Annotated in this window: 14 protein-coding genes; 10 read left to right on the top strand and 4 right to left on the bottom strand. The window is 65.3% G+C overall.

The features are described 5' to 3' along the window. Positions 1-105: 105 nt before the first annotated feature. Entirely contained in the window at positions 106-1920 is a 1815-nt protein-coding gene (locus tag R0146_RS07550; RefSeq protein WP_317692258.1) for an ATP-binding protein, read from the top strand. A 173-nt stretch (positions 1921-2093) separates the two neighbouring features. Here the strand turns inward: R0146_RS07550 and R0146_RS07545 are convergent, their stop codons facing one another. Next, positions 2094-3500, bottom strand: coding sequence for an ATP-binding protein (locus R0146_RS07545; protein ID WP_317692256.1), 1407 nt, complete (start codon positions 3498-3500; stop codon positions 2094-2096). A 154-nt stretch (positions 3501-3654) separates the two neighbouring features. Between R0146_RS07545 and R0146_RS07540 the strand changes: the two genes are divergently transcribed. Continuing rightward, positions 3655-3948, top strand: coding sequence for a hypothetical protein (locus tag R0146_RS07540; protein WP_317692255.1), 294 nt, complete (start codon positions 3655-3657; stop codon positions 3946-3948). A 3-nt stretch (positions 3949-3951) separates the two neighbouring features. Here R0146_RS07540 and R0146_RS07535 read toward each other — a convergent pair whose 3' ends face one another. The 3 genes from R0146_RS07535 to R0146_RS07525 all read right to left on the bottom strand — a co-directional run bounded on the left by R0146_RS07535 (position 3952) and on the right by R0146_RS07525 (position 6334). Beyond that, the gene (locus tag R0146_RS07535; protein WP_317692254.1) at positions 3952-4869 is read right to left on the bottom strand and encodes a hypothetical protein; all 918 of its coding nucleotides are present in this window, start codon (positions 4867-4869) and stop codon (positions 3952-3954) included. Between the two features lie 50 nt (positions 4870-4919). Continuing rightward, positions 4920-5672: a glycosyltransferase family 4 protein gene (locus R0146_RS07530; protein WP_317692253.1), complete on the bottom strand. Its 753-nt coding sequence runs from the start codon at positions 5670-5672 to the stop codon at positions 4920-4922. 89 nt (positions 5673-5761) lie between these two features. Continuing rightward, complete coding sequence (locus R0146_RS07525; RefSeq protein WP_317692252.1) at positions 5762-6334, bottom strand: hypothetical protein; 573 nt, start codon at positions 6332-6334, stop codon at positions 5762-5764. Positions 6335-6455: 121 nt separating this feature from the next. Between R0146_RS07525 and R0146_RS07520 the strand changes: the two genes are divergently transcribed. The 8 genes from R0146_RS07520 (at position 6456) to R0146_RS07485 (ending at position 16049) form a co-directional block, all read left to right on the top strand. Further along, on the top strand, positions 6456-7514 hold the full coding sequence (locus tag R0146_RS07520) for an acyltransferase family protein (protein ID WP_317692251.1): 1059 nt from the start codon (positions 6456-6458) through the stop codon (positions 7512-7514). Then, entirely contained in the window at positions 7511-8368 is an 858-nt protein-coding gene (locus R0146_RS07515; RefSeq protein WP_317692250.1) for a glycosyltransferase family 2 protein, read from the top strand. Before R0146_RS07520 ends, R0146_RS07515 begins: the two co-directional genes overlap by 4 nt. Before the next feature lie 265 nt (positions 8369-8633). After that, positions 8634-10466: an ABC transporter ATP-binding protein gene (locus R0146_RS07510; RefSeq protein ID WP_317692249.1), complete on the top strand. Its 1833-nt coding sequence runs from the start codon at positions 8634-8636 to the stop codon at positions 10464-10466. A gap of 85 nt (positions 10467-10551) precedes the next feature. Then, positions 10552-11694 (top strand): glycosyltransferase family 4 protein, encoded by a 1143-nt coding sequence (locus R0146_RS07505; RefSeq protein WP_317692248.1) that lies wholly within the window; start codon positions 10552-10554, stop codon positions 11692-11694. A 374-nt stretch (positions 11695-12068) separates the two neighbouring features. After that, positions 12069-13022, top strand: coding sequence for a glycosyltransferase (locus R0146_RS07500; RefSeq protein WP_317692247.1), 954 nt, complete (start codon positions 12069-12071; stop codon positions 13020-13022). An 86-nt stretch (positions 13023-13108) separates the two neighbouring features. Continuing rightward, the gene (locus R0146_RS07495; protein ID WP_317692246.1) at positions 13109-13999 is read left to right on the top strand and encodes a glycosyltransferase family 2 protein; all 891 of its coding nucleotides are present in this window, start codon (positions 13109-13111) and stop codon (positions 13997-13999) included. Between the two features lie 2 nt (positions 14000-14001). Then, positions 14002-15003, top strand: a complete 1002-nt coding sequence (locus tag R0146_RS07490) for a CgeB family protein (protein WP_317692244.1) — start codon at positions 14002-14004, stop codon at positions 15001-15003. Next, positions 14991-16049, top strand: a complete 1059-nt coding sequence (locus R0146_RS07485; protein WP_317692243.1) for a prephenate dehydrogenase — start codon at positions 14991-14993, stop codon at positions 16047-16049. Before R0146_RS07490 ends, R0146_RS07485 begins: the two co-directional genes overlap by 13 nt. The last annotated feature ends 11 nt before the right edge of the window (positions 16050-16060 follow it).

Genomic DNA, 16060 nt, shown 5'->3' with positions numbered 1-16060 from the left:
CTGCGCGACGTGCACCACCAGGCACCACGGGTCACACCACACTGGACGTCAAACTTGCACCCGACTCCCTTGCCACACTCAAACTTTAAGTTTTAAAGTTTGAGTGTGGAGTGGACACCAGCACATCTCCAGGAACTCATCTCAGACCTGCGGAGCCGCCAGGGCGACACCACCGACGTGGAGGTCAAATCCGCGGCGGGAGGATGCCCCGACCTCGGCCCGACGATCTGCGCGTTCGCCAACATGCCCGAGGGCGGCACCATCATCCTCGGCCTTGACGAGTCCGCGGGGTTCGCCCCCGTCGGGCTCGCCGACATCGCTGGTCTCAAGCAGGGCGTGGCCGCCCAGGCACGCACCGGCGTGCAACCTCCGGCGCGATGCGACTTCCAGACATTTCAGGTCAGCGGGAAGCCTGTCCTCCTGGCACGAGTTGAGGGACTCCCCCTTCACCAGCGCCCCGCCAGGCACGGGGGTCGAGCCTATTTGCGGCAGTCCGACGGCGACTATGTCATGAGCGAACAGGAGATCGCTCAACTCGAGTTGGCCAAGACCCAGGCCGTACGCCCCACGCAGCCCGACCGCCGGCCAGTGCCCAACACGTCCATCGACGATGTGGACCCCTCCCTGTTGGCCGCACTCCTAGCCGTGGCGAAGAAGGCCTCGCGGCGCTATGCGACAGCCAGCGACAACGAGGTCCTTCACTACACGGGAGTCACGACCCGCAGTGGCGAACTCACCCTGGCCGGCTTGTACGCCCTGGGTATGTCCCCCCAGTCGGTTTCACCGAGCCTGAGTATCACCGCGGCCGTCCAACTGCCACCCGGCACCGGAGCGCGCACACGCGACCTGGCACACCTGGTCGGCCCGATCCCCGACCTGCTCGAGGACGCGATGGCCTGGGTTGTCCGCAATACCCGCACCACTATGGGGTACGACCAGCGTGGCCACGGCGTCGACGAGACAGAGATCCCCATGCGAGCGGTGCGAGAGATCGTCGCCAACGCTCTGGTCCACCGCAACCTGGATCCCATCACCGACGCGAAGAGGGTGGAGATTCGATTGCTGCATGACCGCCTGGTCATCACCAGCCCTGGAGGCCTCTGGGGAGTGTCAGAGAGCCAGTTGGGCCACCCCGGGGCCAAGAGCGCGGTCAACCCCGTCCTCTACGACGTATGCAAATACGTACGCATGCCCGACGGCAGCCGGGTTATCGAAGGCGAGGGCGGCGGTATCCGGGAGGCGATCGAGGCCCTCCGTGCGGCCGGCCTGAGGCCACCCCGGTTCATCGACACGGGCGTTCAGTTCACCGTCGTGATTTCCCGGCACACCCTGGTCGACGAGGAGGATCTCGTCTGGCTGGGAGAAGTGGCCGGCGACACCGAATTGTCCAGTGAGCAACGAGCCATTCTGGTCTCGATGCGCCGCGGCGAGACCTGGAACAACAGTCGCGTTCGACACCAGTTCGCCCCGATGGACTCCGTGGCTGCGCGACGCCTGCTGCAGCAGATGGTCGACACCGGACTGGCGGAATCACACGGCGAACGAGGCAACACCAGCTACACAATCTCCGCTCGTTACCGGTTATCGGCTACCGGTCAGGAGATGCTCGTCGAGGTTTCTCCAGGAGCGCAGCAGCCTCCCTTTGACCGCCACACAGATCTCACCTCTCCCGAGGAGCCGGTGGACTCCGTCACCTCGCAGAACGAAGGATCCGGGGGCACGACCCGGCACGGCAAGGCTGTCTTGGACACGCTGACCGAGCCACGGTCCCTCGGCCAGGTTGTCACGATGAGCAGTCTCACTGAGAGCCAAGTGCGCTACGCACTCGCACAGCTCATGAGGTCGGGCGAGGTGGTCAGGTCAGGCGGACCGGGAGTGCGGGCGACGACCTACGCGCGACACACGCCGACACCGCAGTGAGGCAGTTGGGGTCATCCATCAGGCCAGCCGGCAGCTCACACCTGAAAGTTGAACTTGACACCCGAGCTGACCTCAGATTTCAAGTTTTAGTTAGGCAAATTTACACTTCCAGTCTTGAAGTTTGAGCGGGACAGCCGACGCCGGCGACCCGCCAGGTCCCCAGCGTGGCCTGATCATCCGGTGAGCTTCCAGGTGGCGTGCGGATCCTTCGCAGACTCACCGACCCACAGCACCACCCCCGCGTCCCGCAGTGCGCGCAGATGCCTGATGACGGTCGGACGCGTCAGCCCCAGCAGCTCGGCGACCTGGCCGGTGCCGAGCGGGCGGTCAGCGACGCGGAGGGCATCCAGGACCTCCAGGGCCCGCTTCGGCAGCTTCGCCCGAACGCCAGCAGGCAGCGCGTCGGCGGACGACAGCGTCAGTCGCACCGCGGCGGCGGTCTGGGTGTAGAGAGGGTCGGTCAAGCCGCGGCGACGCATCTCCGCGAAGATCCGCCGGATCCCCTCACCCGATTCTTGCGTGATGCCGAGGTCGGCGCACACCCGCGCGATCCGCGGATTGCGTGCGTGGCGGCTGATGGACAGCGGCTGGGTCGGGTCCGCCAGGCCGGGAAACCGACCGGGACTGGTGATCTCGATCCGGTTGGGAAATATCTCCGCCCGGATGCAGTCGCCGGCAATGCTGTACGAGCGGTGGACGACGGCGTTGACCAATCCCTCCAGCCAGGCGTCGCGCGGGACGATCGGCACCCCTTCGAAGCGTCCGGACTCGGCGAGCGCCCGACGCCGTGGCACCCACGCTTCCATCGCGCGCGACGCCGCGTCGATCTGTTCGGGGATCGAGCCTTCGCAGCGAAGGTCCCCTTCGTCGGCCAACGTCAGCGAACTGCCGGTGCCCCGATCCAGGCCGGTGTACCTCAACACCCGCACGTACGCGCTGGGAAAGAGGTCCTGCGGATGAGCCCCGAAGAGCAGATAGCCCGCCACATTGACCTGTCCATCGCGGGTGAGGAGGTTCCGCGCCCGCAGCATGAGTTCGGGGCTGGCCGACCCGAGCGCCTTCCGGTATGCCTCTGCAGCCTCCGCATTGAGGTCGGCGACAGCAACCCCCGCCGACGTCCCGTCATAGGGCGCGTGCCCTCGATCGAACTCGAGTTCCCGCCGCTGCGCGAAGGTCAGGCGCCTCGATTCGTCACCGACACGCAGATAGCACTCGCCCTTCGAGGTTTCATGCACCACTTCGCCCGGCTCGACCGACAGGAGAAGCAGCGTCTTTCCCGACCCCGGGTCCACGACCTCGGCGGCATGCATCCGCACGACCGGAGCCGTGAAGTCGAAAGCCACCTGGCGAAACTCATTGACTCTGGCTGCCGGCACACCATCAACATCACCGTCACTGAGGCCGACCACGACGGTCCCGCCTTCTGCGTTCGCCAGCGCAACCACTGGGACCGCGAGGTCACGCGGACTGATCCTTCCGGACTTGCGTTCGAACCACTGCCCTTCCCGGATCGCCAGCAGTCGCTGCGCTACCTGCGCCGGCGGAAGAGCCAGCGCCTCGTCGATCTCCCCTGACGACATGAACTTACTCTAACATTTTTATAGTAGTTTCCAGTGCTTGCCGGAAGGTGCCGGCCGGGCCGGGGCGACCTCTTCCCTCAGATCACAGGCAACCGAGACCAGCCCCTTCGACATGCCGACCGGGGCGACTCCCAATTGCTGGAACGCTGGGGCCGTGAAGAGACACGGCTGGATCCCGTACGTCGTCGCGCTGGGACTGCTGTGGGTGGTGCCGGCGGTGCTCGTCTGGATCCTCCACCTGACGCTGCCCACCGTGAACGCCAACGGGCAGTGCACCGGCATCGGCTTCGGCTGCGTCCCCGCTCCGGCCGACGCGATCGTGCTCTACGGGATGTTCGCCGCGCCGATCCTGCTTATCCTCGGCATCGTGGCGATCATCGTCATTGGGGTCGTCCAACACGTCCGGCAGCGGCGCGCGCCGGGCGAGGTCTCGCCCGGCGGACGGTAGGGGTCAGACGACACCGGGGTCTCGCACATCCAACCCTGTCGACAAGAAGGCTTGCCGTTCCCGCTGCCACCGGGCCATCAAATCGACAGCAGATTCTGAAGTCAGGCGCTCGTCGAGGCCGGCGGGCGGCCACCACTCACGCTCGTCGCTGACATACTGCTCAAGGTCGTTCGTTCGCCGCCAGTAGCGGCGGCGAGCCGACGGCGTTACCGTCCTGACTTGCTCAAGTACATCACGCCAGCCGGTATCTCCTCCAGACACCTCGCGACCGTCGGCCAACGTCAGGTCCACCCGTCCGTTTCGGAGCTGAATGCGTGCTGTCGCCTGCGGTTGACTGAGGTCGTCACGCGGGTCGGACGCCTCGACGACGCCGACCTCGAATCTCCCTTGGCCGAACAAAGTGAGTACCAACTCCCCTGTCTCCGAGGCTTCCTGCAAGGCATCGATCCGCCCCGACTGCTGAAGCCGATAGGCGGCAAGAACTTCGAAGCAATCGCGCTGAAATTCCGCAGCGTCCCCAGCAGCAGCGCGACTCCGGCCGACCAGTTGCTGGTAATCGTCGCGCAACTCCTCTAGATCGACGCGATTCACCGTGACAGGAGCCGAGCGGATTCGGTGCCTGGTGTACTCACCTTCAACGCCTTCAACGTAGTAGGCATGAACGGCCTCATCACGGCGATCCTTAAGCTTGCTCACTCGAGTCAACGGCTCGAAGACGGCAGCCTGAGGCGCACCAGCTCCTTCAATGAGCTGCTTTATCTTGGAGACCTTCGCTGCCGACGAGTCGCTGCGGAGCAAGATTCTCATGACGCGCTCATCAACACCCACCACCTCGGCTGCGATAAGCATGAGCCACCAGTCAACCGCGGCATCGAACCCAGCGATTTGACCCACCAATTCATGCAACGACTCTGTCGTCATAGATCCCCCCTCGAACCCTTCATCTCTCCCCTGGCGGCCTACGAACCACCCTAGCGGCCACCCCGGGGAACATGTCGGGAAATCAGCAGTAAGGCCTTCTCAAAGAAAGTCTCGACTTGGACATCAGGGGACCCTACCCCGCAGCCGATGACCTGCCTGTCGCGGTCGTCCTTGTCACCAGAATACTCAGCCGCACACTCACCCAGCACCGAGAGCGTCACGTCAGCCCAGTGATCCCAATTGAGTACTTCGCGCGCATGATCGAGAGATCCCTGCACGAGGTGGTGCCAGAGGCCCGGCGTCGTGCAGATGCGAGTGATGGCGGACGCCGCCCGCTCCGCCAGATGGGGGCCCGGAGCGAGGAGCACTCCTGAGGTGTCGTTCCTGACGACACTGCTCACGCCTCCTATGTCCGTTGCCACCGCGGGTAAACCGAATCCGGCGACGTCGGTGAGAGTCACGCCGGCGGCATTGCTGCGAGCGAGTTCCAGCAGCACATCGTGCGAGGCGTACGCCTCGGCCATCCGGGTCCGGTCGACCCGACGAAGGCCGACAACCCCCTCCGGCAGACGCGGAACAGCGTCGCCCACCACGGTGAGTGTGGCACCGGGAATCGCCTTCCGCAGTTCGGTGAACGCCGCCAGTGCGTCCGCCCCTCCCTTACGCTCCCAATCGCTGGCGACGAGGAGGACACCCGGCCGCTCTGGGGCGAACGTGCCCCGGACCACCGGTTCAGACGGAGCGATCGCAGGGCCGAACAGCGCGACAGCGATCCGCTCACGAGCGATGTGGTCGTCGCTCATGAGTGCCTGTCGGGCTCAATCGGAGGCCGCGACGGCGAGAGACCATTCAGAACCCAACACGTTGTCGGCCACGCACCAAAAACAGCGGATCAGGGACAGCGGGGCTGGATTTGCGCCTTGACCCATGCCCCGCTTTGGTACACGACGGCCCCCGCCCAGGAGAGGGGCGTACGTCGCTCGCTGGAGGCCCACACGGACACCGGCACCGGCACACAGCGGTCCATCCACAGGCGGGTCCGGGCGATGTGGCTGGTATCGGTCATCACCGCCACCCGCGACCAGCCACGTTCCGTGGCCAGGCGTGCCAACGCTGCCGCCTCGCCCCGGGTGGTGTACGGATCAGGCTTGACGCAGACGACCTCCCAGGCCGCCGGGTCGCACATGTCCTTCGGGTAGACCTTGCCGGTTCTGGTGTCCATCGTCATCGTGACGACGAGCGTCCGCGCCTTTCCCTCCGCCATCAGCCGCCGGGCGTCGGCGATCCCGCCCTCGGCCGGTCCGATCACATACAGGGCATCCACTGTTTGCACCGCGTCGACCCGAGGGCGTGCGACGAAGGTCGCCGCCACCGTCGCGCATCCCGACAGCAGCAGCACCGCCAGCCCGGCGAGCACCGCCCGCCATCGCCGATGGCCGCGCCGGCCCCCCGCTCGCATCCGCATGCCCAGAGTCTGCCCGCGGAGTCAAGGCGTCAAGGGCTCCGCGCGTCCGGAGCAAACCAGCACGCCGCATGACCGAGTAGATAAGTTGACCTTTGAAGCGAAGGCCTGAGAGGGTGCCTCCGTGAGGACAAGCCTTGGGGAGGCACTCAGCTCCCACGACAATGCGCTCAACTTCGTGCGCCTGTGCCTGGCCTCGGCGGTCATCGTCAGCCACACCATCCCCGTCGCCGGGTACGGTGCCGGCTGGTACGACCGCCTGGAAGGCTGGGGAGGATGGGCGGTGAACGGCTTCTTCATCGCCTCGGGCTACCTCATCGCCGGAAGTCGACTGCGCACCGGACCGGTCACCTATCTGTGGCGACGGGCACTCCGCATCCTGCCAGGCTTTTGGGTGAACCTCGCCCTCACGGCCTTTCTGTTCGCGCCTTTGTCGACCTTGCTGACCGGGAACACATACTCCCCGTTGGACGGCTTCAGATACCTCGCCGCCGACTGGGCACTCCGGATGAACGTCTGGAACGTCGGCACCACCTTGGCGGACGTCCCGTATCCGAACGTCTGGAACGGATCACTCTGGACCCTCTGGTACGAGTTCGGGGCCTACCTCGTGGCGGGTGTGCTGCTGACGATTCCGTTGGCCCGGAAGCACGGTGCGGTCGTCTTCGGAACACTGACCTTCGCCACGGTGGTCGGACTCCCGTTGGCGATCGGGCCACTCGATGTCACCACGAACCTCTATCTGAACGGGCTTCGCCTGGCAGCTTTCTTCTGCACAGGGATGTTCCTGTTCTTCGTACGTGACCACATCCCGACGCATTGGTGGGTCGGAGCCACTGCACTGGGCACGGTCGCACTGCTGAGCGCGTTCGGACTCGCGCCAGCTTGGGGGCAACTCCCCTACGGCGTATTGCTTCTGTGGCTGGGTGCCCGACTGCCGGTCAGGTGGGGCGCGCGGAACGACCTCTCCTACGGCGTCTACATCTACGCCTTTCCCGTTCAGCAGTTCCTGGCGATCGTTGCGGGTGATCGTCTCCCATTCGTCGTGACCTGCCTGTTGGCGCTAGCCCTGACGATCCCGTTGGCAGCCGCCTCGTGGATCTGGGTCGAGAAGCCGGTGATGAGATTCAAAAAGGTCCGATTTCCCCGACCGTCAGCCACAAGGATTGAGACACTTGAATGAGCGTCGTCGTCATCGTCCCCGCATTCAATGCTGCCCACACCTTGCCACGCCAGTTGAGCGCCCCGGACTCCCAAACCAACCTGAATTTCCGCGTCATTGTCAGCGACAATCGCTCCTCCGACAACACGAAATCCCTCTGTGCGGGCTGGAAACCGAAGTTTCTGCAACTTGACCTGGTGGAGGCGTACGCACGGCAAGGTGTGGCACACGCAAGGAATTCGGCGATCACCGCGTCGACCGAAGATCTCATCCTCATCTGCGATGCCGATGATCGCGTCCACCCCGGATGGGTCGAGGCCATGGTCCGAGCACTGGCAACGTCATCGTCAGCAACAGGGCCGCTCCACATCATCCATCCGGACCAGCGCGATCCGATCGAGATGTGGAACACCGACGCCGTCCCGATCGCGATGAAGTTCCGCGGATACATGCCAGGCTGCAACATGGGGATGCGCCGTGAGGTGCTGACATCGGTCGGGTTGTTCGACGAGGACCTGTCGCTGGGCCAGGAGGACGTCGACTTCGGCTGGCGAATCACCGCGGCAGGCTTGGATATCACCCTGGCGCCCGAAGCCGTGGTGGACTACTACCAACGCCCCGGGCTCAGAACACTGCTGCGTCAGCAATGGCGTTATGGACGCGGCCATGTTCACCTCTACGACAAGCATCGCCACGATCCGGGGATACCAGCACCGGCCTCGATACGGACATCCCTCCGCTGGTTCTGGGAGTGGGCAAAGCAGCTCCCCGGCGTCGCACGGCGTGGCGGGCTGAGCCGGGCACTCGGCGCCGTGAGCTTCGAAGGGGCTCGCTTCTCGGAGACGATCCGGCGCCACACGTCCAGCCCTCTCTGACGGGGACATCGGTTGCGAGGCGCCGGCGTGCGCCGCGCGTCCAAGACGCCTCCGCAGTTCAAGGTGTCACCAAGGCCGTCCCCGGAACCACAGCGGCCAGCTCGCAGGATCCACAGAGCCCAGCGGCACTCCGGTCCGCCACGGTCGTGGCCAGTGGGAAGCGTCCGCGGTCCGGCAACGGTCGTCCCGGCCAGAGTCTCTCATGCCCGATAGGATGCTGGCAGCCCGTATCCACGGGGCCGAGCCAGCCATGAGGGGGAACTGGATGGGAAGCAGCGCGGAGCCCGTATCGGAAAGATCGACGGTCGCGAAACTGCGCGCAGTCTTAACGCTCGTCCCTTGGCGAATGCGCTGGCCGCTCATTCTGATGGCCTTCGTCTCGGTGATCTCCGCACTGATGGATATGCTCGCGGTCGTCGCGATGGCGCCGCTGATGCAGATCCTCACCACACCGCAGGGCTTGCCTCCAGTTGTGGAACTCTATCTCGTCCCTATCGCTCACACCAGTGATCGCAAGATTCTGTTGTTGTACACGACTCTGTTCGTAGGTTTGATGTTCATCTTCAAGAACGTCACCATGATCGCCATGCGATGGTGGAGTATCGGCGAGATGTCGAGAGCGGCTGCGGCGGCTTCAGCCGAGATGCTCCGGCGATACGTCCATGCGAGCTACTTGACGCATCGTCGCCGCATGAAGGCCGACATCATCCAGACGGTAACCGGTTCAATCACTTCAGCACTGAGTGGAATTCTGCTCAACGTGATCGGAATGATCACGGATATCGTCACGTCAGTGGTCCTTCTGGGCACACTTGTGGTTCTCGCACCCGCGTCATCCGCGGTCGCGGTGGTGGTCTTCGGAGGGGCGGCCCTTCTCATGGTTCGGGTGATCAAGCCCCACGCCCTGCGCTACGGTCTCCAAGCGCTGACCCTCAACACCCAGATGTGGGCAGCTCTCAATCCCGCCATCGAAGGCTTCCGCGAATCCCGAATCTTCGGACGCGAAGACATGTTCGCCGACCGCTTCGCCGACAATCGCCTGGCCTACGTTCATCCTGCTCGTGTGCAGCAGGTACTCGGCGAGCTGCCTCGCTACCTGATGGAAATCGTGATGATCGCCGGCGTGCTGATCATCGGCATTCTGATGTTCGGGGCCCATCCCGAAGCCGAAGCGCTCGGCCTGCTGGCCGTGTTCGCAGCGGCTTCGATCCGCATCGCGCCGGCACTCAATCGAGTCGTCGCGGCGGTCAACGGCGTACGGGCCAACCGATCGGCGCTCGACCGGGTAGTGGAGCAAATGGACGAACTGGCGTCCGCCGAATCACAAACACCCCAGGAAGCCTCACACGACATGCCCTTGCCGAGCGGCGACATCGTGGTGACGGACGTTGGCTTCTGCTATCCAGATTCCAGCACCCCGGTGTTGTCGGGTGTCTCCGTCACCATCCACCAAGGCCACACCGTGGCATTGGTGGGTTCGTCGGGTGCCGGGAAGACCACCTTTGCTGATCTCCTTCTCACCCTGTTCCACCCCACCGAGGGGACGATTACTGTCAACGGGACCAACATCTCGCAACATCCGCGGGCATGGCGGCGCACTGTGGCCGCGGTCTCCCAGAAGGTCTACCTGTGGGACGCCACCGTCCGTGACCTGATCACCTTCGGTGAACCATCGGCAGACATCGACCCGGGGGCCCTGCAGCGAGCCATTCACCAGGCCCAACTCCAGGATCTTCTCGACGCGATGCCCGATGGCCTCGACACCTTCGTCGGCGAGGGCGGCGCACGGATCTCCGGCGGGCAGGCCCAACGCATCGGCATCGCTCGTGCACTCTATTTCCGGCCCGAAGTGCTCGTGCTCGACGAGGCAACCAGTGCCCTAGACAACGAGACCGAGCACGAGATCACAGCGACGCTCGAAGCATTGCACGGCACGATGACCGTCATCGTCGTGGCACACCGACTGTCGACCGTACGGAACGCCGACGAGATCCTCTTCTTCTCCGGAGGCCGGCTCGCCGACCGAGGGACGATGTCCTCGTTGCGCGAGACGAACGCCGAGTTTGCACGGCTGGTCGAGCTCGGTCAGTTGGTCTGACGTCCCGTACGGTCGAGATCAGGCACCGCCGCACACCGAGGGTCGACCGCATGCCGACCACGGATATCGAGGGAAGGAACGGCTCGTGCGCAAGCTCATCATCCTGACCCCTGGCACCACGCGGCGGAGGGAGGACGGCTGCATAAGAATGACGAGCAAAACACTTTCCGGGCTCCGCGCCTACGCCGAATACTGGCCGGGCGAAACGATCTGGATCACCCCAGAAGAATCCCGACACACCGACTCAGTTGACGGGGAGAATCTTGGCTCACAATGGATCGACCCCAACGCCGAGAACTTTTGTTACATGCCGGCCAGCAACCCCATCTCAACGGTACGGTCTTTCGGCACCTCAGCGATCGTTGTGGCTCTGCTGCGGGTATCGAATGCACAACTGCTGACCACCGGCGCCCGGGTCGTCTATATCTCGGAGCAGTCCCTGCAGACAAGGATAGGTATTCAACTTGCCGGGAAGCCACCCGCTTCCGAGCGCCTTCGGATCTTCGGTGGGGCGGTCAAGGAAGAACTCTTGCTTCGCCGGCTAGTGAGACGCGCCGATGGACTCCAGGCCAACGGGTGGCCGACATGGCTTGCTCTTCACCGAGAATCCCCATCACCTCTGCTGTTCTTCGACACGAGGCTCCGCACTGATCAACTGCCCTCGCGTGGGCGATCCAGGCGACCGCCAGACGGACCCTTGCGCCTCGGCTTCTCCGGACGCCACATCCCGATCAAAGGCCCGCAGCATGCGGTGCAGCTCGCACGGGACCTGCAGGAAGCAGGAATCCCCTGCACACTGGACATCTTCGGCACTGGGCCGATGGAGCCTGACCTGCGCCGCGAAGCCGGCGAGGGCGTCAAGTTCCATGGGGACGTTTCGTTCGACCGCGATTGGGTCCCGTTCGTACGCGACGCCATCGACCTGATGGTCCTCCCCCACGTACAAGGTGATCCAGCGGGCACGTATTTGGAGACGGCAGGCCTCGGCGTTCCCGTCATAGGTTTCGACAACGAAGCCCTCCGCACACTGACCAAGGAGGCCGCCTTTGGATGGGTGGTCCCCATGCGCGACAGGAAATCCTTGTTGCACAAAGTCGCCGAACTCGCAGCCGATGGCGAGTCACTCACTGCAGCCTCCGCCAACGGCATCGCCTTCATGCGCAAGCATTCATTCGAGCAAGAGTTCAGACGTCGGGTAGAGCACCTCCGACAGATTGCTGGAGACTGACATTGTTCGAAAATGCCTCCGCCAACCTCTCGGCACCCCTACAGCAGACCCGAATTCTCATGATTTCGCCAAAACTGCCACACCCGAGCATCCCGCACGCCGGCGGAAGATACGTGTGGCAACTCACCGAGGTCCTTCGAGACTCCGCGGATGTAGTCGTCCTCTCCACGGAAAGCGCCGCAAATCTGGCCGCATGCGACGACGACAGCGGTCAGGTGCCGCCACACCTACTACTGAAACCGTCGACAACGGCGCAGCGTACGATCTCGGCCTTGGCGCGAAGACTTCAGGACTCCCTGTACCGGGTCGACCCAGGATGCCCAGATCTCTCCTATGTCTTCCTTTTGCTATGGAATCGAGAATCGCGGCGGTTGATGACCGGAGCCGACGTGATCGATATCCAATGGTCGGAATACGGTCGTCTGTGGCCGCTGCTGCGGATGCTGAACCCACGAGCGACGTTGATCGGAACCTTTCACGACGTCGATTCACAGCGGCTACGCCGCGTGGCAGCATCCAAAGTCGGCCGGCTTCGTCGCGCCCGATGGATGGTCGGAGCCTGGATCGCCAAGCGCTTCGAAGTGGCCGCTGCACGCCATCTGGACCACACCATCGTCTTCAGCGACAAGGACCGTCTCCTGCTGGAGAATCAGCGCGGCGTTGCCCGCCGCGAGCGTGTCGTTGTCGTCGATCCGCCGTTAGGCTCACCCGACGTACTCACGCGAAGCCCGATCATGCCCCCCACGGTGATATTCGTCGGCTTCTTCGCGCGCCGCTTCAACCTTGAGGCCGCGGAGTGGCTGCTGGCGACTGTCTGGCCGGTCGTCCAACAGGCGGAGCCTCAGGTTCGCTTGCGACTGGTCGGGGCTGACCCCGACGGGGCTGCCGCATCGTTGACGGACGGCGTCGACAACGCCTCGGCCACCGGGTTCGTTGACGACCTCTGGGGGGAGTACGCACAAGCCACGCTTGCTGTCGTCCCCTTGTTGACGGGAGCGGGGGTGAAGTTCAAGACGATCGAAGCCCTCCTCGCCGGAACGCCCGTTGTCAGCACCACCGTGGGTGCCGAAGGCATCGGAGACGGGGCCGTCCTCACGGCGGTGACCGACGATCCCGCCGAATTCGCCTCAGCGATCATCGCCGTCCTGCACGACGCGTCGGAGGCCGAACACAAGGCCGCCGCGTCGCGGCGCTGGGCCGAGGGCCGCTACGGGCAAGAGACCTTCGTCGAGAAGGTCCGGTCGATCTACCTCGCCCCCGGTTCCCACAGCCTTTCGAATGGCGAGCACGGATCGCCCGGGCTGATCTCCAGGAACGAAGCTCATTGACGTACGTTCATCTGCATCAGCATGCAACTGTCCGGACTGGGGGAAACAGAGCAATGCCCGGAACATCCGATCCGACCGTCTCCATCGTGATTCCGCACTATGGGAGCGCAGGACCGACCCAGGCATTGGTCGCGTCCCTCCGATCCCAGACGGCGACGGAGAAGCTCGAGATCATCGTGTCCGACGACGCCTCCCCGGAGCCCTATCCCGATGACGACGAGATCACCGTCGTCCGACGGCCTGTCAACGGCGGCTTCGGCAGTGCGGTCAACTCCGGGGTCCAACGGGCGACCGGCGACTGGCTGATGATTCTCAACAGCGACCTCACCGTCTCCGACCGCTTCGTCACCGACTGGCTGACCGCCGCCGCACCGTGGGGTGATGCCGTCACCGCCCCACGGATCCTGGACAGCCGAGGTGCGGAGGCGTGGCCAGGGCGCCACTTTCCGACCGTCGGTCACCAGTTCGTCGAATGGCTGATCCCTCTCGCCCGCTGGCGTCACCTGCGTCCCCTTCACGAGGCCGTCGGCCACGACACGAGGGCCACCGGTGAGGCCACCCAGGTCGTCGACTGGGTGATGGGCGCCGCGCTGCTGATGCCGACCCGGGTGTTCCGCGAGGTGGGTGGGTTCGACGAGGACTTCCATATGAACGCCGAGGAAGTCGACCTGCAACGTCGTCTGCGTGACCGCGGCATCCCGTCGGTCTATCTCGGCGGGGTGACCGCCGAGCACGAGGGCGGCGGCTCGTCCGACCCGCAGAAGCGCCGCCGGTGGCTGGTCACCTCGCGCCTGCGATACGCCGACAAGTGGTCCACCGACGGCTACCCGGGCGGACGACGTTCCTTGGTCGCCGCACTCACCGTCGCGTCGGTCATCAACCTGGCGTGGAACGCCGGACGACGCGCATCTGGCCGGGACATCACCCCGTGGGCTACATTTCGCTACGAATTGTCCCTGCTCCGGGGGGAGAGCTGACTGTGGCACGTGTGCTGCTGGTGACGCCCGCGTTCCACGGCTACTGGCGATCTGTCATCGGTGCCCTGCGTCGCCTCGGGCACGAGGCCACTGCCTTCCGCTACGACGAGCTGGCCACCGGCACAGCGAAGCTCCACCACAAGCTGCGGTACGAGCTGCCCACCAGGGTCGGTCTGCAGGGCTCCTCGGCGCTGACCGCCAGCCACACCACGGCGGCGGCCGCTGCCGTGCGTGAAGCCCGGCCGGACGTGGTCCTGACCATCAAGGGCGACACCCTCACCGAGGAGTACTGGGACGCCATCGACACAGTCGGCGCTCGATCACTGCTGTGGCTCTACGACGAGTACCGGCGCACCCGGTGGACCGACGAGCGGCTCCGTCGGGTCGGTCCGATCGCCTCGTACAGTCATCTCGATGTCGCCGCCCTGGCCGACCGCGGCTTCACCACCCATTTCCTCGCCAACGCGTACGATCCGGCTGCGGCGCTGATCCCCCACCCGGTGCCGGCGGTGACCTTCGTCGGTGCCCGCTATGCCAACCGGGAGGAGCTGCTCACCCAGCTCGCCGCCGCCGGGGTGCCCGTGCGCGCGTACGGCCGGGACTGGTCACATCACCCGATCGACCGGCTACGGACCTGGCAGTGGCACCGGCCCGCTCTTGCGGCTGGTCGCGACGTCCCGCTGGCGGAGGCCTGGGGGATCATGGCCGGCAGCACCGCCACGGTCAACATGCACCACGACCAGGACGGCTTCACCATGCGCACCTTCGAAGCCTGCGGCGTCGGCGCCGTCCAACTGCTCGACCGCCCCGACGTCACCGAGTTCTACGAGCCGGGCCGGGAGGTCGCGGTCTTCACCTCCCCTGAGGAGGCGATCGAGCTGAGCCAGCGCGCCGCCGTCGACACCGCCTGGGCCTCCGGCCTGCGGGAACAGGCCCGCCGCCGCACCCTCGCCGAGCACACCTTCGACCACCGGATGCGAGAGGTGGAGCAGTGGTGGGCCTGATCCATCCGTCCGACCTCGCCGCCTGGCAGCGCTGGCAGACCCGCCGCCGCGGAGTACGGGGCCTGATCGGCCAGCTCCGCGCCGCACGACACCCGGAGCCGGAGCGGTTCCACCTCACCGCGGGCAGTGAACACCCGCGGATCCTGATCGCCGTGGAGTCGCTGTCGTCGAGTCAGCGGGCCGCTCTGTTGGCCCCCGTACACCACCTGCCGCTGGACGAGGTGGCAGTGCTTTCTCCTGAGCCTGCCACCAGGTGGCTTCCCGACCACCCCTGGCGCGAGGAGACGATCACCGACCCTTCCGCTGATGAGACCTTGGACAGCATCGCCACGGTCCTGGCGGCCGGGCACTTTCTCCCGAGGGGAGCCGCGGCGTACGACCTCGCGTCTCGACGTGGCCTTCCCTTCGGGGTCGTGCAGCACGGGCTCCTCGTCCCGATGGCTCCGCCGCTGCCTGCCGGCGCCCACCTGCTGGCGTGGAGTGCGGCCGACGGCGACTTCTGGCGATCCGGTCGCACCGACGTGACCGTCGAGGTGATCGGCTCCCAGCTCTTCTGGGAAGCACGGGTTCCCGAGGCTGAGGCCCTGTCCCAGGAGCGGATGATCACCTGGGCCGGCCGTCGCCCGATCTACCTCGGCCAACTGCACGGTGCCGAGATCGGACGCCGGCGGATGGCCGGTGCCGCACAGCGGACCGTTCTGCGCACCACTGCGATCTACCGTCCGCATCCACAGGAACGCGACATCCTGTCACGGTCGATCCACCGGTGGTGGCAGCGGCGCGGCATCACGATCGATCGCGACGGTGGGCCCCTCCCGCAGGTCGAGGCGCCCGTCGTCGGCGTCTTCTCCACCGGGATCCTCGAGGCCGCCGCCCGCGGCATCCCGGCCTGGGTCGACTTCGGCCGGCCGCCTCGTTGGCTGATCGAATTCTGGGACCGCTACGGCATGCACAGGCTCGGCGAGGCACCCACCCCACCACCACCAGAACCTGACCGGCCACCGGCGCTCGCTGTGGGAGACTGGCTGCGGCACTCAGCGGGCTGACAGGGGAGGGA

Origin of the sequence: Raineyella sp. LH-20 (assembly GCF_033110965.1) — a bacterium.
Lineage (GTDB): Bacteria > Actinomycetota > Actinomycetes > Propionibacteriales > Propionibacteriaceae > Raineyella.
The sequence above is the reverse complement of the archived record's forward strand: the minus strand, read 5'-3'. Positions and strand labels throughout refer to the sequence as shown.